The following is a 21101-nucleotide window of genomic DNA, read 5'->3' on the forward strand; positions in this document are numbered from 1 at the left end:
AATAATTACACTGAACAATTTTCATCGGATAAATTATACTGAACGAGGCTGATTCCTTTCAGCTGACGCATGTTGATACCGTCACGGGAATTCATGCATTTCATGGCTAAATCTAGCCGCTATAATCAATAACATCAAGAACTTACTGGTAAACAACAAGTTACATTCCATGAACATAAACGTCGCTGATTTGTTAAATGGGAATTACATTCTACTTTTATTCGTGGTTCTTTCATTAGGACTCTGTCTGGGAAAGTTGCGCCTCGGGCCAGTACAACTCGGTAATTCTATTGGAGTTTTAGTTGTTTCTTTATTACTCGGCCAACAGCATTTTTCGATTAATACCGAAGCGCTGAGCCTCGGTTTTATGTTATTTATTTTTTGCGTGGGCGTGGAAGCCGGGCCGAATTTCTTTTCTATTTTCTTCCGCGACGGAAAGAATTATTTCATGCTGGCGCTGGTGATGGTCGGCAGCGCCATGTTACTGGCGTTAGGCTTAGGCAAATTCTTTGGTTGGGGAATTGGCCTGACGGCGGGGATGCTGGCCGGCTCCATGACCTCAACGCCGGTGCTGGTCGGGGCGGGCGACACGCTGCGCAATACCGCCAGCTTGGGTAACCAGCTCGGTATTGAACAAGACCACCTGAGTCTGGGCTATGCGCTAACGTATCTGGTTGGTCTGGTCAGCCTCATTTTTGGCGCACGCTACCTGCCTAAACTCCAGCATCAGGATTTACCCACCAGTGCTCAGCAGATTGCACGCGAGCGCGGATTAGACCCAGACAGCCAGAGAAAAGTCTATTTGCCGGTGATTCGCGCCTATCGCGTCGGGCCGGAACTGGTTGATTGGGCGGACGGCAAGAATTTGCGCGAGCTGGGGATCTATCGACAAACTGGCTGCTACATCGAACGCATCCGACGCAACGGAATTCTAGCCAGCCCTGATGGTGACGCCGTCTTACAAATCGGCGATGAGATCGCGCTGGTCGGCTATCCCGATGCCCATTCCCGCCTGAATTCCAATTTCCGCGATGGCAAAGAAGTTTTCGACCGCGATTTGCTGGACATGCGCATCGTGACGGAAGAGATCGTCGTCAAGAACCACAATGCCGTCGGCAAACGCCTGAGCCAATTGAAGCTGACCGATCACGGCTGTTTTCTTAACCGCATTGTCCGCAGCCAGATTGAAATGCCGATTGACGATAACGTCGTCCTGAATAAAGGCGATGTCTTGCAGGTCAGCGGTGATGCCAGACGGGTAAAAAGCATTGCGGATAGGATCGGGTTTATTTCTATTCATAGTCAGGTCACCGATCTGCTTGCCTTCTGCGCCTTTTTCGTCATCGGCGTGATGGTCGGGCTGATCACCATCCAATTCAGCAACTTCACCTTTGGCATCGGCAACGCGGCTGGATTACTGTTCGCTGGTATCATGCTGGGGTTCCTGCGCGCCAACCACCCGACCTTCGGCTATATTCCGCAAGGCGCACTTAACATGGTCAAAGAATTCGGCCTGATGGTTTTTATGGCGGGCGTTGGTCTGAGTGCAGGTAGCACCATCAACAGCAGTCTGGGAGAAGTCGGTATCCAGATGCTGGCTTCAGGGCTGATTGTTAGTCTGCTGCCAGTGGTGATTTGTTTTCTGTTTGGTGCGTATGTGCTGAAAATGAACCGTGCGCTGCTGTTTGGCGCCATGATGGGGGCACGAACCTGCGCCCCCGCGATGGAAATTATCAGCGATACGGCGCGCAGTAACATCCCTGCACTCGGCTATGCGGGGACCTATGCCATCGCTAACGTGCTACTCACCTTAGCGGGTTCACTTATCGTGGTTATCTGGCCTGAGTTGCCCAGCTGAAAAAATGTAAAAAATCGTCAATATTATTTTTTAAAAGCCAGAACTTTTTCTTTGCCCTAAAGTCTGAATAAGTGCCACTGCTTTTCTTTGATTCCCCTTATTGAGGAGCCCATCGTTCCCGCCTTTCAGGTTCAAGAACGATGGGCGTTTTCTTTTCTGCTTATACTCGTCATACTTCAAATTGCATGTGCGTTGGCTACGCTACTCGGCACACTTGCGTGTACCTCGCCCCGTTGGGGCCGCTGCAAGCAGCGTTCAAATCTGACTTTGGCAGATTTGTCAGTCACCCGAATCACTTACCTGTGTAAGCTCATCGGGATGAAATGAGAGACATCCTGTCTCTCACCAGAGGCCAGCCGTTGGCTGGTCAAATTCGTTCCCGACAAATTTGTCCTTCGCTTGCCGCGTTATTCGGCCTTGTGGCCTCACCCCTTCGGGGTCAGCGCAAGCGCTGTTCAAAACGTTAACGTTTTGTCCTGAAATTTGAATTATTTAGAGTATACCTCTTCCCTATTTCCCGATATCCACACATCTGGTATCACATTCACTTCATTTTTTGTTATTAAAATAACAAGATTTGATTTTATTGTTATTTTTGTGACATAGAAATCATTGAGTGTCATAATCACGCTATCTGATTTCTAATCGATATCATCGAGGATTTACCATGACTGACTACGCACGCTATATCGACCACACCCTGTTGGCGGCCAATGCCACCGAACAGCAAATTGCCACCCTGTGCGATGAAGCGATCGCTCACCGTTTTTATGCCGTCTGTGTTAACTCAGGTTACGTTCCTTTAGTAGCCGAAAAGCTGAAAGGTACTGAAGTGCAGGTGTGCTCGGTTATCGGTTTCCCTCTTGGTGCAGGCCTGACATCCAGCAAGGTTTTTGAAGCGAAAGCAGCGATTGATGCCGGTGCTCAGGAAATCGATATGGTGATTAACGTTGGCTGGCTGAAAAGCGGGAATATTGCCGCCGTCAAAGCAGATATTCAGGCCGTGCGCGAGGTTTGCGCCGCTATACCGTTGAAGGTAATATTGGAAACCTGTCTGCTTGATGACGAACAGATTATCCTGGTATGTGAGATGTGTCGTCAGTTGGATGTCGCGTTCGTCAAAACGTCTACTGGTTTCAGTACGGGTGGCGCACGTGAAGAACACGTTCGACTGATGCGTAGCACCGTCGGCAACGAGATGGGTGTCAAAGCATCCGGCGCGGTTCGCGATCGCGAAACGGCACAGCGTATGATTGAAGCAGGCGCCACGCGTATCGGCACTAGCTCTGGCGTCGCTATCGTTTCAGGTGAAACGGCCGCAGCAGGAAACTACTAACAACAGAAAATAGCTTACTAGCAGGGAATTTTATGGAAACGCGGCGCGACGAACGAATCGGCAGACTGGCTCAGGCATTAAAGAAAACCGATAAGCTCCATCTTAAAGACGCCGCACAGCTACTCGGCGTGTCCGAGATGACCGTGCGCCGCGATCTGAATGCAGATTCCACCAGCGTCATGTTGCTCGGCGGCTACGTGGTTAGTGATCTGAAGAATAACGGTGTCACGAATTATTTTGTCTCCGACCAGCAGAGCAAGCACGTAAGAGAAAAGCAGGCTATCGGTACCGCTGCGGCCTATCTGGTGGAAGCAAACGATACCGTCTTTTTCGACTGTGGCACCACGATTCCCTTCATCATTGATGCCATTCCTGACGAGTTGCCCTTTACCGCGATTTGTTATTCCCTGAACACGTTTTTAGCGCTACAGGAAAAAAAGGCGTGCAGAGTGATTTTTTGCGGCGGGGAATACCATCCAGATAACGCGATTTTTACCCCACTCAACCAGCGAAGCGAGCTGGACAACATCTGCCCGAATAAAGCCTTTATCTCTGCGGCAGGTATCGAACTGACTGCGGGTGCCACCTGCTTTAACTTTGCCGAACTGGGCATGAAGCAACGCGCGATGGCGACCGCGCAGCGAATTATTATGGTGGCGGATAGCAGCAAATTCGGCCAGATAAAACGCGCCTGTATCGGCCCGATGACGCTGTTTGATACGGTCATTTCCGACAGCGCCCCGAGCGAATCCTACTTACGCTATTTTTCTAACAACGACATTCAGTTTATCCACCCAGAGAATTAACCGAATACCCCGCCGAACCACTGCTGCACCTTCATCATCACCGTATCCCAGAGGCGGCTAAAGAAACCGGCCTCTGGAATATCATCCATCGCGACCAGTTCGCGCTTTCCGATGCTCTTGCCGTCCAGTTGGAAGTCGATCGTGCCGACAACCTGATTCTTGGTTAACGGTGCGGAAAGCTGCGGCTGATTGAGCGTAAAGCTGGCTTTCAGGTTCTTCATTTGTCCTTTCGGGATGGTCAGCGCAGCATCCTGTGCGACGCCGAGCCGTGCCTCTTTCTCGGTACCAAACCAGACCCGCCGCGTGGTAAAAGGCGCATCCGTCTTGATAGGCGTTACCGTTTCGAAAAAGCGGAAGCCCCAGGTGAGCAGTTTTTCACTTTCGCGAAAGCGAATGGCATCCGTTTGCGCCCCCAATACCACGGAAATCAGTCGCATATTGCCTTCGGTAGCCGAGGCCACCAGATTATGGCCCGCCCCGCTGGTATGACCGGTTTTCACGCCATCCACATTCAGGTTAGTGCTCCACAGCAGACGGTTGCGGTTAGGCTGGCGAATGTTATTGAAGGTGAACTCTTTTTCCTTGTGCAACGCGTATTCTTCCGGCACATCGCGAATTAGCGCCTGCCCTAATAGCGCCATGTCACGCGCGGTGCTGTACTGCCCCGGCGCATCGAGACCGTGCACGGTCAGAAAATGCGTATTCGTCAGGTTAAGTGCTTTCGCATAATTGTTCATCAGGCTAACGAACGCATCCTGACTACCCGCGACGTAATCCGCCAGCGCGATGCTGGCATCATTGCCTGACTGAATGACAATGCCTTTATTTAATTCAGAAACAGGGATGCGGTCACCCGGCTTAAGGAACATCAGCGACGAACCGCGCAGCGCCGGATTACCGGTTGCCCAGGCATCTTTTCCGACGGTCACTTCATCCGTCGGGCGAATTTTACCGGATTTGATCGCCTGCCCAATCACATAACTCGCCATAATTTTTGTCAGGCTGGCAGGGTCAAGGCGCTCATCGGCATTGCTTTCCGCCAGCACTTTACCGCTGTGGTGATCGATCAGGATATAGGCTTTGGCATCAATCTGCGGCACCGCTGGCAACTGTTCCGCATAGGTAAATGGCACTAAACCAACAAGCAATACCGTACCTACAGAGAAAGACGTGAGTCTGGTCAGGAAAGGAGTTGTTTTCATGAGTTCGCCGAGATATCCATCAGTCGTTAAAAATTCTTAATTTTCAATATGTTTTGAAAACTTTAGTAACATACAAAGGTAACGCGTCATCTGTGGGATGAAAACCGTTCATTCTGTAAAGATAGTCAAAGAAATGAAAATTTCTAAAAAAAGGTAGATAAAAAAAGGACTTAGGAAAAAGTAAGGAATGTCTGAAAATGCAGACGGCAGGACTACCAGAAAATAGCGGATAGCACGAGGGACATGGCAGCGCAGCCTCCCCTCCCTCGTGCACTGTAGTTGGAAATACCCTTAGCGGCGTTCGCGCTTATCGGCACGTTTTGACAGCCAGTCACCCAGCGTCTGTACCACCTGCACCAGAATAACCAGCGCAATAACGGTAATCACCATCACCTCGGTTTCATAGCGGTAATAACCGAAGCGGATCGCCAAATCACCCACCCCGCCGCCGCCGACAATGCCCGCCATCGCCGAATAACCGATGAGGCTCACCAGGGTAATCGTCAGGCCACGCAATAGTCCCGCTTTCGCCTCTGGCAGCAGCACCGTGCCGATAATACGCATCGGGCTGGCTCCAAATGCTTCGGCCGCTTCCACGATACCGGGATCGATTTCACGCAGCGCGCTATCCACCAGACGCGCATAAAACGCGATCGCGGCGACCGACATTGGCACCGCCGCCGCTACAGGCCCAATCGTATTCCCCAACAGGATCTGCGTCAGCGGTAACAGCAGGACCAACAGAATCACAAAAGGAATAGAACGGATAATATTCACCAGCACCGTGCCAAACAGATAGACGGCGCGGTTTTGCCAGAACAGGTTCCTGTCGGTGACGTAAATCAGCAGCCCCAGCGGTAAACCGCCAATCACGGCAAATAGCGTGGAAATCCCCACCATTTGGAATGTCTCGCCGAACGCTGCGACCAGATCGATCCATAAATCAGCCATGCAGCACCTCCACGTTCGCCGTTCTGACCTGAATATGCTCCACTGCTTCGGTCACTTTTCCGGGATCGGAAGGATGAGTCAGTAGTGCGACGAGTATGCCTAGCGCACGATTGCCGATGTATTCGATCTTGCCATGCAGGATATTGACGGACACGCCAAAACGCGTCGCAACGTCCGACAGCACGGGCTGCTCCGCCGATTCGCCGACAAACAGAATCTTCAGTAGTGTGCCCTGTAAATCCACCAGCAAGCGAGGCGGCAATGCAAGATCGAGCGTGTGGGATACCAGTTGACGCGTAAATGCGTGCTGCGGCGTCGCAAAAATATCGAAAACATCGCCCTCTTCCACAACCCGACCTCCCGTCATCACCGCCACCCGATCGCAGACCGCCTTAATCACGCTCATTTCATGAGAAATCAGCACGATGGTAATGCCCAGTTTCTCGTTAATCTCTTTCAGCAACGCCAGAATAGCGGCAGAGGTTTCCAGATCGAGTGCCGAGGTTGGCTCATCGCACAGCAATACTTCGGGATCGTTGGCAATGGCTCTGGCGATGCCCACGCGCTGTTTCTGACCGCCGCTGAGCTGCGCCGGATAAGACGACGCTTTATCCGTCAGTCCCACCAGAGTCAGAATTTCTGGCACCCGGGCAGCAATTACCGCGCTGGATTTCCCCGCAGCTTTCAGGCTGAACGCCACGTTTTCCGCCACGGTACGCGTCTGCATCAGGTTGAAATGCTGAAATATCATGCCAATTTTTTGCCGCTGTTCTCGCAGCGGTTGCCCAGCTAATTCGCTGATGAGCACGCCATTGACGAGCACGCGGCCGGCAGTCGGTCGCTGCAAGAGATTGATGGTCCGCAGCAGTGTGCTTTTCCCTGCGCCGCTGGTGCCGACAATCCCGTAAACCTCGCCACGTTGAATGTGCAACGACACGTTGTCTACCGCGCGGTTTTCTGGTTGCTTCTCTTGCGAGAAGTCAACGCTTACCCCTTCTAACTGAATCATTATCCGCAAACTCCTGGCCTGAGCGGAAAAGAAGAAAGCCGGTCATAGACCGGCCAAAAGATATTCTGTATAGCCTGAAAGTTACTGTGCGGGCGCTGGCGTTTTCGCCTGCATCCACTCCGGTTTCTGGAATTGGCTATACATCAACGCAGGATCGTTGATCACCGCGGCATACGCAGGTGATTCCACAATCGCTTTTGTCTCTTTAACAAAGGGCTTATCGAGATCGTCGGTACGCACGGCAATAACATTTTTCAGGTTCTCATCCAGCGTTTCCAGCTTGATGGCCGATGACAGTTTCATACCGGACGCCAGCGCAAAATTACCGTTCACCAGCGATGCCGTCACGCTATCCAGCGTACGGGGTAACTGCGCCGCTTCCATCGGTTTGAAGACCAAGCCGCGCGGGTTTTCAAGAATATCTTTCTCAGATGCTTTGGTCGGATCGATATCAGCCTTGATCGTAATCAGCCCCATCGATTGTAGGAAACGCAGACCGCGTGCCAGATTGGTGGCATCGTTAGAGAGCGTGACTACGTCTCCTTTTTTCAGCTCATCCAGCGATTTGATCTTCTTCGAATAGAAGCCCATGCTGGCAGTAGGTACGATAATCAGTGGGGAAATTTTTAACCCTTTATCGGCAGCGAATTTCTCCAGATACAGCGTATGCTGGAAGAGGTTGGCATCAATGCTGCCGTTGGCCAGCGCCAGATTGGGCTGAACGTAATCGCTGAATTCACGCACGACGACCTTGTAGCCTTTTTTCACCAGCTCAGGTTTGATCGCCAGATTTACCATATCGCCATACGGCCCGGGTGCCACGCCAAACGTGATCGTCTGTGGATCGCTGCTGGCCAGCGCCAGTTGCATCCCAGCAGCAAGCAGTGTGATGCCGAGAGCGGCGCGAACAGAATGCGTCAATGTCATTGTGTAACTTTCCTGTCTGAATGTAACTTGCTGTCATTATTAGGAATGACAAGTTAAATCATAAAGACTAAAAAGGCATATCATTATTTCTCATCGGCTGTCGCGGATAATCGGGACAGGCTTCACGAAGAAAGGGGCAACTATGATAACGATTTGGGGTCGTGATAACTCGACCAACGTAAAGAAAGTCCTGTGGTGTGCGGAAGAACTTGCACTGCCTTATCAGCCTATTGCAGCGGGCGGACAATTCGGTCTTAACCATGAGGTCGATTATCTGGCGATGAACCCTAATGGCCTCATCCCCTGTTTGCGGGACGGCGATCTGGTACTGTGGGAATCCAACACCATTGTGCGTTATCTGGCGGCACAGTATGGTCAGGATTCTCTGTATATTGCCGATGCAGGCAAACGCGCCAGTGCCGAGAAGTGGATGGACTGGGCCACCTCCTTCGCCGTCTCTTTCGGGCCGGTGTTCATTAATATGGTGCGCGTCGCGCCGGAAAAACGCGATATGGCGTTAGTACAGAAAGGCATCGCCGAATGCGAACGTCTGTTCGATATTGTTGATACCGTTCTGGCTAATCAGCCGTGGCTATCTGGCGAACAGTTTGGCGTTGGCGATATTCCGCTAGGCTGCATTGCTTACGGCTGGCTGAATATGCCGATTGAGCAGCAGTCACATCCTCATCTGGAACGCTGGTATGAGCAACTCACAGAACGTCCGGCGTATCAGAAACACGTCATGATTCCACTGTCTTAAGTGAAACAGGCACCGCAAGGTGCCTGATTTTTTACTCCAGCCCGACTTTCAGCAATTTGCCATTGTCATGATCGGTCAGCAAATAGATATAGCCGTCCGGCCCCAGCCTTACGTCACGGATGCGTTCACCGCGGTCGCCCAGCAAGCGCTCTTGGGACACGACGTTGTCGCCATCAAGCGTCAGACGAATCAGGTTCTTTTCTGCCAGCGCACCGATAAAGACGGAGTTTTTCCACTGCGGGAAACGATCGCTGTTATAGAACGCCATTCCACTGATTCCCGGAGATTTTTCCCAGTAAAAATCGGGGTTCACCATCCCAGCGATCTCTTTTCCTTTCGCTTCTGGAATCTTCAGCCCGGAATAATTAATACCGTGTGTCGCAATCGGCCAGCCGTAATTTTCGCCCGCTTTGGGAATGTTGATTTCATCGCCGCCTTTCGGGCCATGCTCATTTTCCCACAGCACACCAGACCACGGATTAATCGCCAATCCCTGTGGGTTGCGGTGGCCGTAAGACCAGATTTCCGGTCGCGCGTTAGGCGTATTCACAAACGGGTTATCGGACGGCACTTTACCCTCCGCAGTCAGGCGAACAATTTTGCCCTGTAATTTATCCAGATCTTGTGCTGTCGGACGCTCGTTATTTTCACCCAGCGCAATAAACAGATGCCCTTGTCGATCAAAGGCCAGCTTGCCGCCGAAATGGTTACCCGTCGACAGCTTCGGTTCCTGACGGAAGAAGACCGTGAAATTCTCTAACCGTTTATTATCCTCGGAGAGTTTTCCGTAGCCGACAGCGGTTCCCGCTTTACCTTCACTCCCCTCTTCGGCAAAACTCAGGTAGATGCGCCGATTCTGCGCAAAATCCGGCGATAGCGCGACTTCCAGCAATCCGCCTTGTGATTTAGCAAAAACCTTCGGTACACCGGCTATCGGCGCAGACAGCGCGCTGCCCGCTTTCCATAAGCGTAAATTTCCGGCGCGCTCCGTAATCAGAATCCCCTGTTCTTCCGGCAAAAACGCTAATGACCACGGATGATCCAGCTTATCCTGCAATTCCGTCACCTTCGGTTCCGCCGCCAAGGTCTGGCTGGAAAACAGCAACGTTGCGCTAAGCAGCAACCAATGCGGCGCAGCAGAAAATCGTCGTAACAGGGTAAGGGAAGCAGAATTGCGAGGCATCAGGCAGTAGGACATAGCGTTGTCTCCATCCAACAAAAAGTCCTGTAAATTTAGGCGGCAGGCGATATTTGTGCAAAAAAACGGGGCAAGGTTTACATTTATTGAAGAAATTCAGCCGTTAAAAATACCATCGCCACAGCGATAAAATGCTGAGTTTTACACCACTGACTATAAGGATAATCAACTATGGTGTAGAATCCTCCGGTTTTTATTTTCTGTTTATTTTGTGAGCGAATAATATGCAACAACCACGTATCGGCTTTGTTTCCCTCGGTTGCCCGAAAAACCTCGTCGACTCCGAGAGGATTCTGACCGAACTGCGTACTGAAGGTTATCAGGTCGTCCCACGTTATGACGACGCTGAACTGGTGATCGTCAATACCTGTGGTTTTATTGACAGCGCCGTGCAAGAGTCGCTGGAAGCCATCGGCGAAGCGCTGAATGAAAACGGTAAAGTCATCGTCACGGGCTGTCTGGGTGCCAAAGAAAACCAAATACGCGAAGTGCATCCAAAAGTTCTGGAAATTACCGGCCCACACAGCTACGAGCAAGTGCTGTCGCACGTGCATCAATATGTTCCCAAACCAACGCACAACCCGTTTACCAGTCTGGTTCCCGAGCAAGGTGTGAAACTCACGCCACGCCATTACGCCTATCTGAAAATCTCAGAAGGCTGTAACCACCGCTGTACGTTCTGCATCATCCCTTCCATGCGTGGCGATTTAGATAGCCGCCCAATCGGTTCGGTGCTAGATGAAGCGAAACGTCTGGTTGATGCTGGGGTAAAAGAGCTGCTGGTGATTTCTCAGGATACCTCAGCGTACGGCGCAGATGTGAAGCAACGTACGGGTTTCTGGAACGGTCAACCGGTCAAAACCAGCATGGTCAGCCTGTGTGAACAACTGGCTTCGCTGGGTGTGTGGGTGCGCCTGCACTATGTCTACCCTTACCCACATGTAGACGATGTGATCCCATTAATGGCCGAAGGCAAAATCCTGCCTTATCTGGACATTCCACTCCAGCACGCCAGCCCGAAAATTCTCAAGCTGATGAAGCGCCCGGGCGCGGTAGAAAGGACGCTGGAGCGCATTAAACGCTGGCGCGAAATCTGCCCAGACTTAACGCTGCGTTCTACCTTTATTGTCGGCTTCCCCGGCGAAACGGAAGAAGACTTCCAGATGCTGCTCGACTTCCTGAAAGAAGCCAAACTTGACCGCGTAGGCTGCTTTAAATTCAGTCCGGTCGAAGGCGCAGCGGCAAATGAATTGCCAGATCAGGTGCCAGAAGAGGTCAAAGAAGAGCGTTTCCATCGTTTCATGCAACTTCAGCAGGCGATTTCCACCCAGCGTTTGCAGGATAAAATTGGCCGTGAAGTGCTGGTACTGATCGATGAAATCGACGAAGAAGGCGCGATTGGCCGCAGCATGGCTGACGCCCCTGAAATTGACGGCGCAGTTTACCTGAACGGCGAAACCGGCGTGAAAGTCGGTGACATCGTTAAGGTGAAGGTCGAACACGCAGACGAGTACGATCTGTGGGGTAGCCGCGTTTAATACGCTTATCACGCCAGCTTTTCAGCCCGAAAAGCTGGCGTTTTATTTTTACACCACCTCGCCCCGAACGCTGAAAATTCAATCAATAAACCGCCCATTCCTCGCCTGCGTCTTGCGTCCCCCTGTCAGGTAAAGTAGCCTTGAGGCATGATTAGTCTACTCGCCTTACCTGAGGCATAAGCATGTGGAAACGCCTGACATTCGGTTTGTTAGCCCTCATTGGCGTGCTGCTGCTCTCTGCTTTTGCCCTCGATCGTTGGATCAGTTGGAAAACCGCGCCATTTATTTACGATGAGCTTCAGACCTTGCCGAAACGTCAGGTCGGCGTCGTCTTGGGAACGGCGAAATACTACCGTACCGGCGTGATCAATCAGTATTACCTGTTCCGTATGCAAGGGACGATTAACGCTTATAACAGCGGTAAGGTCAGCTATCTGCTATTAAGCGGTGATAACGCGCTACAAAGTTACAATGAACCGATGACGATGCGTCGTGATTTGATATCCGCAGGCGTTCCGCCTTCGGATATCGTGCTGGACTATGCAGGGTTCCGCACGCTGGATTCCATCGTCAGAACGCGTAAGGTGTTTGATACCAACGATTTCACCATCATCACCCAGCGTTTTCACTGCGAACGGGCGCTCTTCATCGCGCTGCATCTTGGCATTCAGGCGCAGTGTTACGCCGTGCCTTCCCCGAAAAATATGATGACGGTGCGAGTTCGTGAATTTGGCGCTCGCTTGGGCGCGCTGTTCGATCTATATATCCTCAAACGCGAGCCGCGCTTTTTAGGGCCACAGGTGCCGATTCCTGCTGAGCATACCATTCCAGAGGATGCTCCGGATTATCCTGCCGTCCTGCCGGAACAGGTGCTTCCCGCACCAGCGCAGCAGGCTAAACTAGACCAACCGACGAAAGCCGAATCGCGCAATGAGCACACTGCACCGTAGCGTCTTTCTCTACGCCGTTTTCCCTATCGCATCGGTGAGTTTGCGCCATAGCCATTCGAGCGGTCCCTGACGAAAATAGCGCAGCCAGTAGTGAGAAAAGACCAGATTGACGATCCAAATAGCGGGAACCAGTGCCAGCAGTTGCAGGCGGCTGAACGCCATAAACAGGCCAAGTTGATTAAACAACGCGACGCAAATCAGCGTTTGCAGCAAATAGTTGGTTAACGCCATGCGCCCGACATCCGTAACCCAGTACGTGATGCGCCATTGGCACAGCGTGGCCCAAAAGCCGTAGCACAGTGCGAGATACCCTATCGCCTGCAACGGTGAACTCAATTCACGCGGAATCTGCAATAACAGCCCGCTCCAGCGATACTCCCACCCCACCAGCCACTGTCCTACCACCCCAATGCTGTTAATTACCATACCCAGCGGAATCAGCCACAGCGCAACCTTACGGTAGTGTGCCGCACTGAATTCACCTTTCAACCAGCCGCTGCGCATTAACCCTGCACCTAGCAGCATCGACCCAGCCAGCAGCCAGCCGTACTGCACGCCCAGTGACAGCAGGCTTTCCGTGAGCAGATCGACACGGTTCCCCCACGCTTCCGGCCCACCTAACGCCCGCCAGTAGGCCTCGTAGGCGATGTCCGCCATGCCCGGCAGCCAGAAACGTCCCGGCTGTAGGCTCAAAATTTGGCTCAGCACAAACAGCACGCCGATCCCCACCAGATACAGAACCACCCCGGTATGCATTAACAACCGGCTGCTTTCCGCATGGCGAATCATGCCGTAACACACCAGCCCAATCAGTGCATAGTCGAGTAAAATGTCGCCATCCCACAGGAAAATGGCATGAATCAGCCCGATGATCATCAACCAGAACAGACGTGCATGTACCCAGCGTTTTCCCCGCGACAGCAGCAACTGTAGCCCCGCACCAAAAAGAAGAGAAAACAGCGTCAGAAATTTCGCCTGCGCCAGCAGATCCATCGCCGCCCAGGTCAAAGCATCAGATAATGTGGTTTGTCCCTGCCAGGCTGGGTTCAGGTAGGCCGCATGCGGTAAACCAAACGCCGTAATATTCAGCAGCACAATGCCCAAGATGGCGACGCCGCGCGCGAAATCCAGCGCAACGATCCGCGAAGGGAGTAATAGAGGTGACGGTATAGTGTGAGAAAGCATACAAATTACATTTTCAAATCATCGAAGTAGCGATTGTATGCACAGACGGAGAAAAAGCGAAGATGCTTGCTGATTTAGCAGTGACCGATTTGACGATGACAAAGCGCATTTCCTTCATCATCGCCAATAAGAGAGGGCTTAATTGTGGTGACGCACCGCGCGCAAGAATTCCTGACGCGTATTTTGGCTGGACTTAAACAGCCCGCCGAGCGATGTGGTAGTCGTGGCGCTGGTCGCATCACGGATACCGCGAGCCTTCACGCAGTAGTGCACCGCATCAATCGAGACCGCAACGTTGTTGGTTCCCAACAGCGTTTGCAGCGCGACCAGAATCTGCTGCGTTAAGCGCTCTTGCACCTGAGGGCGCTGAGAGAAAAACTGGACGATTCGATTGAGCTTCGACAAACCGATGACGCCATCTTTCGGAATATACGCCACCGTGGCTTTTCCATCGATCGTCACGAAATGGTGTTCACAGGTGCTGGTCAGGGTGATATCCCGCACAGTAACCATTTCATCGACCTTCATTTTGTTTTCAATGATGGTGATTTTGGGGAAGTTGGCGTAGTCCAAACCGGAGAATATTTCATCAACGTACATTTTGGCGATACGCGTCGGTGTTTCAGCCAAGCTGTCATCGCCCAGATCGAGGCTCAGCAAATTCATAATTTCCGTCATATGTTCGGCAATACGTTGCTTACGCGTATCCCGCTCCAACAACGCGCCGCGCAGCGGCGTTTCCAGACCGCGTGACAGCAGCGCTTCGTGCACCATAACGGCTTCTTTACTCAGTGATGACATTATTATTCTCCTGCAGGTGTAACTATGCCTATCGCACTATCACGGTCTTGGTCAGACCCTAGCGCCGTCAACACTCTAGTTGAGAGAGTCACGATTATCCAGCGATTGTATGTCATGATGGTTGAAATAGATTCAAGTTATCAAGCGTGGCGAATGTGCGCGTGTGTCGTGACAAGGTCGAATCATATGCACAGAAAAACGCCTATTCAGTCGTAGCTATTCAGTGATAAACAAAAAAGTCAGCGATAAACAAAAAAGCACCGAGAGGCTATCCCAGTGCTTTTAACGATAAATCATCTGATTTTTGCGGTCGTCAGCGCCCTGACGTTCCGTGCTATGAAGCTATCAGAAGGTTTCCCAGTTGTCGTTAGCATTACCCTTCTTACCGCCAGCGGCCGCTAATAACATCGGTTTTTGCGTTGCTGGCGCTTTCTCCGCCAGACGCTGCTGAGGACGACGAAGTGCCTCTGAACCTGACAGTTGGAACACCGATACCGCTTCAGTTAACTGACGAGCCTGATCTTCCAGCGATGCAGCAGCGGCGGCAGATTCCTGTACCAGTGCGGAGTTCTGCTGTGTCACGCCATCCATCTCGGTAACAGCCTGACCAATCTGAGTAATACCGCGACTCTGTTCATCCGATGCCGATGCGATTTCGCCCATCAGATCGTTCACTCGGGTAATGGCGGAAATGATGGAATCCATCGCTTCGCCGGTTTGTGTGACCTGATTTGACCCCATGGTGACACGTTCAACCGATTCGGTAATCAGGCTTTCAATTTCTTTCGCTGCCTGAGCACTGCGCTGCGCCAGATTACGAACTTCGCCCGCAACGACCGCAAAGCCGCGGCCTTGTTCACCGGCTCTGGCAGCTTCTACCGCTGCGTTCAGCGCCAGAATGTTGGTCTGGAAGGCAATACCGTTAATGACACTGGTGATGTCGGCAATTTTCTTCGAACTGGTCGTAATACTTGCCATCGTCGCCATCACATCTGCCGTCACGTCACCGCCTTTCTTCGCCGCAACGGAAGCGTCCTGCGCCAGCTTGGTAGCCTGATGGACGTTATCGGCATTCTGTTTCACCGTCGCGCTCAGCTCTTCCATACTGGCAGCGGTCTGCTCCAGTGCTGCGGCCTGCTGCTCGGTACGTGCTGACAGATCGTTGTTGCCGCTTTTAATTTCGCTTGAGCCCTGATGAATCGATGCAGAGCTGTCTCGGATGATGGACACCGTATTAACCAGGCTGCCCTGCATCTCTTTCAGATAAGGGATCAGCTGTCCGGCACAGTTGCGGCCAAACTCTTCAAGCGGGTGACCAAGCTGACCGGCAGCCAGCACCTGAAAATACCCTTTGATCATATTCAACGGCTTGACCAGATAGTGAACCAGATAGCGATCCGTCAGCAGCAGGATGAGCAATCCAAGAACCATCGCGCCCAGCAGAATATGGTTGCTCCAGCCAACCAGACCGTAGACCTCACTCATTGATCTCTCTGACGACGAAATCATCGCGGTTTGGTATTTATCCATATTCGCGCCAAACGCCACGCTCAGCGGCGGGTAGGTTTTACGGAAAAGTTGACGAAACTCCTCTTGACGATTCTCACGCGCGGCGTTCAGCATCGGCGTCAACCCGTTATCTAATATCAGGGTCCACGCGGCGATCATATTGTCTGCCGTTTCTTTATCGACGCCAACATGCCCGGCGGCTTTAAACGCAGCCAGTTGATCTGACGTGTTTTTAAACGCGGTTGTTGCTGCCGTAAATACTTTTTCTGCTTCAGCAGTTTCACCTGTTTGCTGGAAATCCATAGAACGCAACAAGCGAGTAACCGTACGAAAATACTGGTCATTGCCTTTTACCAGCATCTCTACGTTTTTACGCTGAGTTTCGCCGGACTCCAATAGTTTGGTCATGCTGCTTAATGAGGTGGTAGTAAAGAAAGACGCTCCCCCCCATACAGCCAGAAACAGACCCAATATTGTTAAAAGCATTGCCCTGATGGTGATATTTTTTAAAAAATTCACAGAAGACTCCTATAAATTATCTGGCGATTTTCCTCTGCGCTTTCTGCAAGATAGCCGCACATTTTTAATTGGAAATACGCCGGGTGTTACGTCATTTAATGAAGAGCAGAGGCTCTCATTAGTTAGAGTTATTTTCCTTTAATGACAAAAAGATACACTTCCTTACAATAACGATAAGATATTCCTACTATACATTAACATTATCGGCACTTTAGGCGGGCACTTTACGCTCTTACATCAATAAATGCGATCAAAATGAAGAATTGCGATAGCTTCTGGCTATTGCTCTGATACAACAATTCACATGTGCATTTAACTGTTTATTTTAATTGTCTATTTATTTTCACGCCTTCGCTATTGCGTCAGGGAAAATACGGATTTATTTTTCTGTGATTATTCTTATTTTTTCATTCTGCCCTATTCATTAGAAAATATGTCCCTATTCGCAACAATAGTTGATTGTGGTGCTATTAATTCCGGCCGCGATCATTTTATCGCGTTCTTCTCTTTCTCCGTCCGAATATTAATCCTGATGATGATTACGTCCGTCATTTTCATGATTGCGAGCACATCTCATCGCGCTGGGTTTACGTTGCGTTCGCATTTAGTGTGGCGTAAGCCAGTTGCGAAATGCGCAGCTTGCCGCTACACTTCACAAAAAATGAATAATCAAACACCAGTTCATTACAAAAAGAGAAAGATATGGATTTGACCCAGCTCCGCATGTTCTGTCTCGTCGCCGAAACGGGCTCCGTCGCACGCGCCGCAGAGCAGCTTCATCGGGTACCCTCCAATCTGACCACGCGGTTGCGCCAGTTGGAACTGGAACTGGGCACCGATCTGTTTATCCGTGAGAAACAGCGCCTGCGCCTGTCACCTATTGGGCACAATTTCTTATGTTATGCACAGCGCATCCTAGCACTTAGCGAAGAAGCGATCAGCATGACGCGCACGGGTGAACCCGCAGGTAATTTCGCGCTCGGTTCGATGGAAAGCACCGCAGCAACCCGTTTGCCTGCGCTATTGGCGGCTTATCATCAGCGCTATCCCAATGTTTCACTGTCTCTGAATACCGGTACATCTGGGGAAATTATTGAGCGCGTGCGGGCGGGAACGCTGGCAGCCGCGTTAGTCGATGGCCCCGTTGTTTACGATGAGCTAAATGGGTGTTCATGTTTTACGGAAAAACTCGTCCTGATATCGGACACGACGCACGCGCCGATTGCCCATGCTCGGGATGCCAGTCACGATACGCTGTTTGCCTTCCGCCCCAGCTGTTCTTACAGAAAGCGCCTTGAAAACTGGTTCCGGCAGGATGGCGTGGTGCCCGGCACTATCATGGAAATCCACTCATACCATGCCATGCTTGCCTGTGTAGCCAGCGGTGCCGGGCTCGCCATGCTCCCGTATGCCGTCCTTGAATCGCTGCCCGCTGGCGCGCGCGTTCAGATACATGAGTTACCGCCCGATATCGCCGCCGCGTCCACCTGGCTCGTCTGGCGACGCGACGCCTTCGGCCCGAATGTCGAGGCGCTTAAAAAGCTCATTATTGAACAGAGCAGCATGATTGAACCATCCGCTCAGTCGGAATGAACCCATTATTTTCCATGAACGACCTTTTTCAAGAGAGGACGATACAGTGAGCAATGCTACGTCCTGTCATTCAACTTACAACCCATAACGGAATGCCATTAGGAGTCTCCACCATGCAAATGATTAAAACCCGCGCCGCCATCGCCTGGGGTCCCAACCAGCCACTGTCGGTTGAAGAAGTGGATCTAATGCCACCACAGAAAGGTGAAGTGTTGGTTCGCATCGTCGCAACCGGCGTGTGCCACACGGATGCCTACACGCTGTCCGGCAAAGATCCTGAAGGCGTGTTCCCAGCGATTCTTGGCCATGAAGGCGGCGGGATTGTGGAAGCGATTGGGGAAGGCGTAACTAGCGTTGCCGTCGGCGATCACGTTATTCCGCTATACACCCCAGAATGTGGCGAATGTAAATTCTGCCGCTCCGGCAAAACTAACCTGTGTCAGGCTATTCGCTCCACGCAGGGTAAAGGTCTGATGCCGGACGGCACTACCCGTTTCTCCAAAAACGGCCAGCCGATTTTCCATTACATGGGCACATCCACCTTCGCAGAGCACACCGTCGTGCCTGAAATTTCTCTGGCGAAAGTGAATAAAGAAGCGCCGCTGGAAGAAGTCTGCCTGCTGGGCTGTGGCGTCACCACCGGTATGGGTGCCGTGCTGAATACCGCAAAAGTGAAAGCAGGCGATACGGTTGCGATTTTCGGTCTCGGCGGCATTGGTCTGTCGGCGATTATCGGGGCGCAAATGGCAGGTGCCGGACGCATCATCGGTATCGATCTCAACACCAGCAAATTCGATCTGGCGCGTAAACTGGGTGCTACCGATCTGATCAACCCGAAAGATTACGATAAGCCGATTCAGGACGTCATCGTTGAACTGACCGATGGTGGCGTTGACTTCTCCTTCGAGTGTATCGGTAATGTCAATGTCATGCGTTCCGCGCTAGAGTGCTGTCATAAAGGCTGGGGGGAATCCATCATCATCGGCGTGGCAGGCGCTGGCGAAGAAATCGCAACCCGTCCGTTCCAACTGGTGACCGGTCGCGTATGGCGCGGTTCCGCTTTCGGCGGCGTGAAAGGCCGTAGCGAGCTGCCAGGTATTGTCGATCGTTACCTGAAAGGCGAATTCCCGCTGAATGACTTCATCACCCACACCATGGGGCTGGACGACATCAACACGGCATTCGATTTAATGCATGAAGGCAAATCGATTCGCTCAGTGATTCATTTCGGTTAATTGCACCACCGTCAGGAACAAAATAAGGAGGCTGTACAGCGATGAATTCATCACTGGAACTGCTGGAAGAACACCGTATGTTTGGTGGCTGGCAACAGCGCTACCGCCATGTGTCAGAAACGCTGAACACCACCATGATATTCAGCATTTATCTGCCACCGACACAGGATGACACGCCGCCGCCCGTGCTTTACTGGCTGTCAGGGTTAACCTGCAATGACGAAAACTTTACGACGAAAGCCGGCGCGCAGCGCGTTGCCTCCGAGCTGGGTCTGGTGCTGGTCATGCCGGACACCAGCCCGCGCGGCGATGACGTAGCGGACGATGCGGGATACGATCTGGGTCAGGGTGCGGGATTCTACGTGAATGCCACGCAAGCGCCCTGGGCGGCACACTACCGGATGTATGACTACATCAGCAGCGAATTACCGGCGCTGATCCAGCAACATTTTAACGTGAACGGCCGTCAGTCCATCAGTGGGCATTCGATGGGCGGGCACGGTGCCCTGATGCTGGCGCTACGCAACCCAGACCAATTTCTGTCTGCGTCGGCGTTCGCACCGATCGTTAACCCAAGCCAGGTTCCGTGGGGGCGCAAGGCGCTTACCGCCTACCTCGGCGAGGATGAAACACAGTGGTTGCAGTATGACAGCTGCCATTTGCTGGCGAATAGCCAGAAGAAGCTGCCCATGCTGGTCGATCAGGGCGATTGCGATCAGTTCCTCCCCGATCAGCTGCAACCGGCGAAACTGGAAGCGCTGGCAAGCCAGTATGACTGGCCGCTGACGCTGCGGACACAGTCCGGCTATGACCACAGCTATTTCTTCATTGCTAGCTTCATCGAAGATCACCTGCACTTCCACGCCCACTATTTGTACGCATAAATAGTTGTATGCATAATCGCGATACCAATAATGGGCTCTGCTCATCTAGCTGATAACCGCACTCGGGGATATCTCCCGAGTGCTATTTTCACTTCCCTGTTACAGCAAATCTCAGTAAAACAATCACACACCTGCACCGTACTGAATAACGGAACCAAGACAAATAAAAAGGAAATCTTGATGATACACGTTCATCACCTCGAAAAATCCCGCTCAACCCGCGCGACCTGGCTACTGGAAGAACTGGGCGTTGACTATGAAATCATTCGCTACGCCCGTGACCCAAAAACGTTTAGTGCCCCAGCGTCGCTCAAGCAGATTCACCCGCTAGGGAAATCGCCGGTGATTACCGATGGCGAACTGACGATTGCCGAATCCGGGGCTATTGTGGAATACCTGATTGAGACTTACGGCAACGGCAAGCTCCGTCCACAGAGCGGGCAAGCCCTGCTGGATTATCGCTTCTGGCTGCATTTTGCCGAAGGTTCCTTCATGCCGCTGCTGGTGATGCGTTTAGTATTGGCGAAAACAGAGTCCGCGCCGATGCCGTTTTTCATCCGCCCTATCGCGCGCAAAATTGTGCAAAGCATCGAGCAGGCCTTTATTGTGCCACGGTTGACGACGCAACTTCAGTTCATCGAACAGCATTTAACTAAACAAGATTGGTTTGCGGGGGAGTCGCTCAGCGGTGCCGATATCCAAATGGCCGTCCCGCTGGTGTTGGCGAAAACACGTTTGGATTTCAGCCACTACCCGCACATCAAACAATACATTGAGCGGATAGAAAGCCAGCCAGCTTTTCAGCGGGCTATTGCTCAGGATTAATGGTGCGATCGGAAT

Annotated in this window: 18 protein-coding genes; 10 read left to right on the forward strand and 8 right to left on the reverse strand. The window is 51.9% G+C overall.

The window, feature by feature from the left end; genetic code table 11:
• The first annotated feature begins 169 nt into the window (after positions 1–169).
• The 3 genes from EO763_RS13080 (at position 170) to deoR (ending at position 4000) form a co-directional block, all read left to right on the forward strand.
• The gene (locus tag EO763_RS13080) at positions 170–1858 is read left to right on the forward strand and encodes an aspartate:alanine antiporter (RefSeq protein ID WP_161529199.1); all 1689 of its coding nucleotides are present in this window, start codon (positions 170–172) and stop codon (positions 1856–1858) included.
• Positions 1859–2525: 667 nt separating this feature from the next.
• On the forward strand, positions 2526–3194 hold the full coding sequence (gene deoC, locus EO763_RS13085; protein WP_161529200.1) for a deoxyribose-phosphate aldolase: 669 nt from the start codon (positions 2526–2528) through the stop codon (positions 3192–3194).
• A gap of 32 nt (positions 3195–3226) precedes the next feature.
• Complete coding sequence (gene deoR / locus EO763_RS13090; RefSeq protein WP_161529201.1) at positions 3227–4000, forward strand: DNA-binding transcriptional repressor DeoR; 774 nt, start codon at positions 3227–3229, stop codon at positions 3998–4000.
• Here the strand turns inward: deoR and EO763_RS13095 are convergent.
• From EO763_RS13095 to EO763_RS13110, 4 genes are all read right to left on the reverse strand, one after another.
• Positions 3997–5202, reverse strand: a complete 1206-nt coding sequence (locus tag EO763_RS13095; protein ID WP_161529202.1) for a serine hydrolase — start codon at positions 5200–5202, stop codon at positions 3997–3999. The two genes, deoR and EO763_RS13095, sit on opposite strands and share 4 nt — an antisense overlap.
• Positions 5203–5493: 291 nt before the next feature.
• Complete coding sequence (locus EO763_RS13100; RefSeq protein ID WP_010307323.1) at positions 5494–6153, reverse strand: methionine ABC transporter permease; 660 nt, start codon at positions 6151–6153, stop codon at positions 5494–5496.
• On the reverse strand, positions 6146–7162 hold the full coding sequence (locus EO763_RS13105) for a methionine ABC transporter ATP-binding protein (RefSeq protein ID WP_161529203.1): 1017 nt from the start codon (positions 7160–7162) through the stop codon (positions 6146–6148). Before EO763_RS13105 ends, EO763_RS13100 begins: the two co-directional genes overlap by 8 nt.
• 81 nt (positions 7163–7243) lie before the next feature.
• Positions 7244–8089, reverse strand: a complete 846-nt coding sequence (locus tag EO763_RS13110; protein ID WP_039489936.1) for a MetQ/NlpA family ABC transporter substrate-binding protein — start codon at positions 8087–8089, stop codon at positions 7244–7246.
• 142 nt (positions 8090–8231) lie between these two features.
• Between EO763_RS13110 and EO763_RS13115 the strand changes: the two genes are divergently transcribed.
• Positions 8232–8849 carry a glutathione S-transferase family protein gene (locus EO763_RS13115; RefSeq protein WP_161529204.1) on the forward strand — a complete coding sequence of 206 codons (618 nt, stop codon included), beginning with the start codon at positions 8232–8234 and terminating at the stop codon, positions 8847–8849.
• 31 nt (positions 8850–8880) lie between these two features.
• Here EO763_RS13115 and EO763_RS13120 read toward each other — a convergent pair whose 3' ends face one another.
• Positions 8881–10047, reverse strand: coding sequence for a PQQ-dependent sugar dehydrogenase (locus EO763_RS13120; RefSeq protein WP_161529205.1), 1167 nt, complete (start codon positions 10045–10047; stop codon positions 8881–8883).
• Between the two features lie 224 nt (positions 10048–10271).
• Here EO763_RS13120 and rimO point away from each other — a divergent pair, with 224 nt between their 5' ends.
• Positions 10272–11585, forward strand: coding sequence for a 30S ribosomal protein S12 methylthiotransferase RimO (rimO, locus tag EO763_RS13125; RefSeq protein ID WP_161529206.1), 1314 nt, complete (start codon positions 10272–10274; stop codon positions 11583–11585).
• A gap of 182 nt (positions 11586–11767) precedes the next feature.
• The gene (gene sanA, locus EO763_RS13130; protein WP_161529207.1) at positions 11768–12535 is read left to right on the forward strand and encodes an outer membrane permeability protein SanA; all 768 of its coding nucleotides are present in this window, start codon (positions 11768–11770) and stop codon (positions 12533–12535) included.
• A gap of 9 nt (positions 12536–12544) precedes the next feature.
• On the opposite strand, the gene yeiB is transcribed toward sanA, so the two are convergent.
• The 3 genes from yeiB to EO763_RS13145 form a co-directional block, all read right to left on the reverse strand.
• Positions 12545–13720, reverse strand: coding sequence for a DUF418 domain-containing protein YeiB (yeiB, locus tag EO763_RS13135; protein ID WP_161529208.1), 1176 nt, complete (start codon positions 13718–13720; stop codon positions 12545–12547).
• A 138-nt stretch (positions 13721–13858) separates the two neighbouring features.
• Positions 13859–14521 carry a GTP cyclohydrolase I FolE gene (gene folE / locus EO763_RS13140; RefSeq protein WP_039489946.1) on the reverse strand — a complete coding sequence of 221 codons (663 nt, stop codon included), beginning with the start codon at positions 14519–14521 and terminating at the stop codon, positions 13859–13861.
• 345 nt (positions 14522–14866) lie between these two features.
• Positions 14867–16549 (reverse strand): methyl-accepting chemotaxis protein, encoded by a 1683-nt coding sequence (locus EO763_RS13145; RefSeq protein WP_161529209.1) that lies wholly within the window; start codon positions 16547–16549, stop codon positions 14867–14869.
• Between the two features lie 702 nt (positions 16550–17251).
• Here EO763_RS13145 and ptrR point away from each other — a divergent pair.
• The 4 genes from ptrR (at position 17252) to EO763_RS13165 (ending at position 21086) form a co-directional block, all read left to right on the forward strand.
• Positions 17252–18142 (forward strand): putrescine utilization regulator PtrR, encoded by an 891-nt coding sequence (ptrR, locus tag EO763_RS13150; RefSeq protein ID WP_161529210.1) that lies wholly within the window; start codon positions 17252–17254, stop codon positions 18140–18142.
• A 113-nt stretch (positions 18143–18255) separates the two neighbouring features.
• On the forward strand, positions 18256–19377 hold the full coding sequence (locus tag EO763_RS13155; protein ID WP_161529211.1) for an S-(hydroxymethyl)glutathione dehydrogenase/class III alcohol dehydrogenase: 1122 nt from the start codon (positions 18256–18258) through the stop codon (positions 19375–19377).
• 41 nt (positions 19378–19418) lie between these two features.
• Positions 19419–20261, forward strand: a complete 843-nt coding sequence (fghA, locus tag EO763_RS13160; protein WP_039489952.1) for an S-formylglutathione hydrolase — start codon at positions 19419–19421, stop codon at positions 20259–20261.
• A gap of 180 nt (positions 20262–20441) precedes the next feature.
• Positions 20442–21086, forward strand: a complete 645-nt coding sequence (locus tag EO763_RS13165; protein WP_161529212.1) for a glutathione S-transferase family protein — start codon at positions 20442–20444, stop codon at positions 21084–21086.
• Positions 21087–21101 lie beyond the last annotated feature (15 nt).

Source organism: Pectobacterium odoriferum (assembly GCF_009931295.1).
Taxonomy (GTDB): Bacteria; Pseudomonadota; Gammaproteobacteria; order Enterobacterales; family Enterobacteriaceae; genus Pectobacterium; species Pectobacterium odoriferum.

Excerpts from the sequence above, each read along its gene's own strand:
- rimO (WP_161529206.1), top strand. The coding sequence starts at position 10,272 with ATGCAACAACCACGTATCGGCTTTGTTTCCCTCGGTTGCCCGAAAAAC.
- EO763_RS13105 (WP_161529203.1), bottom strand. The coding sequence starts at position 7,162 with ATGATTCAGTTAGAAGGGGTAAGCGTTGACTTCTCGCAAGAGAAGCAA.
- EO763_RS13095 (WP_161529202.1), bottom strand. The coding sequence starts at position 5,202 with ATGAAAACAACTCCTTTCCTGACCAGACTCACGTCTTTCTCTGTAGGT.
- EO763_RS13080 (WP_161529199.1), top strand. The coding sequence starts at position 170 with ATGAACATAAACGTCGCTGATTTGTTAAATGGGAATTACATTCTACTT.
- deoC (WP_161529200.1), top strand. The coding sequence starts at position 2,526 with ATGACTGACTACGCACGCTATATCGACCACACCCTGTTGGCGGCCAAT.
- deoR (WP_161529201.1), top strand. The coding sequence starts at position 3,227 with ATGGAAACGCGGCGCGACGAACGAATCGGCAGACTGGCTCAGGCATTA.
- EO763_RS13110 (WP_039489936.1), bottom strand. The coding sequence starts at position 8,089 with ATGACATTGACGCATTCTGTTCGCGCCGCTCTCGGCATCACACTGCTT.
- EO763_RS13115 (WP_161529204.1), top strand. The coding sequence starts at position 8,232 with ATGATAACGATTTGGGGTCGTGATAACTCGACCAACGTAAAGAAAGTC.
- EO763_RS13155 (WP_161529211.1), top strand. The coding sequence starts at position 18,256 with ATGCAAATGATTAAAACCCGCGCCGCCATCGCCTGGGGTCCCAACCAG.
- EO763_RS13165 (WP_161529212.1), top strand. The coding sequence starts at position 20,442 with ATGATACACGTTCATCACCTCGAAAAATCCCGCTCAACCCGCGCGACC.
- yeiB (WP_161529208.1), bottom strand. The coding sequence starts at position 13,720 with ATGCTTTCTCACACTATACCGTCACCTCTATTACTCCCTTCGCGGATC.
- EO763_RS13120 (WP_161529205.1), bottom strand. The coding sequence starts at position 10,047 with ATGTCCTACTGCCTGATGCCTCGCAATTCTGCTTCCCTTACCCTGTTA.
- EO763_RS13100 (WP_010307323.1), bottom strand. The coding sequence starts at position 6,153 with ATGGCTGATTTATGGATCGATCTGGTCGCAGCGTTCGGCGAGACATTC.
- folE (WP_039489946.1), bottom strand. The coding sequence starts at position 14,521 with ATGTCATCACTGAGTAAAGAAGCCGTTATGGTGCACGAAGCGCTGCTG.
- fghA (WP_039489952.1), top strand. The coding sequence starts at position 19,419 with ATGAATTCATCACTGGAACTGCTGGAAGAACACCGTATGTTTGGTGGC.
- sanA (WP_161529207.1), top strand. The coding sequence starts at position 11,768 with ATGTGGAAACGCCTGACATTCGGTTTGTTAGCCCTCATTGGCGTGCTG.
- ptrR (WP_161529210.1), top strand. The coding sequence starts at position 17,252 with ATGGATTTGACCCAGCTCCGCATGTTCTGTCTCGTCGCCGAAACGGGC.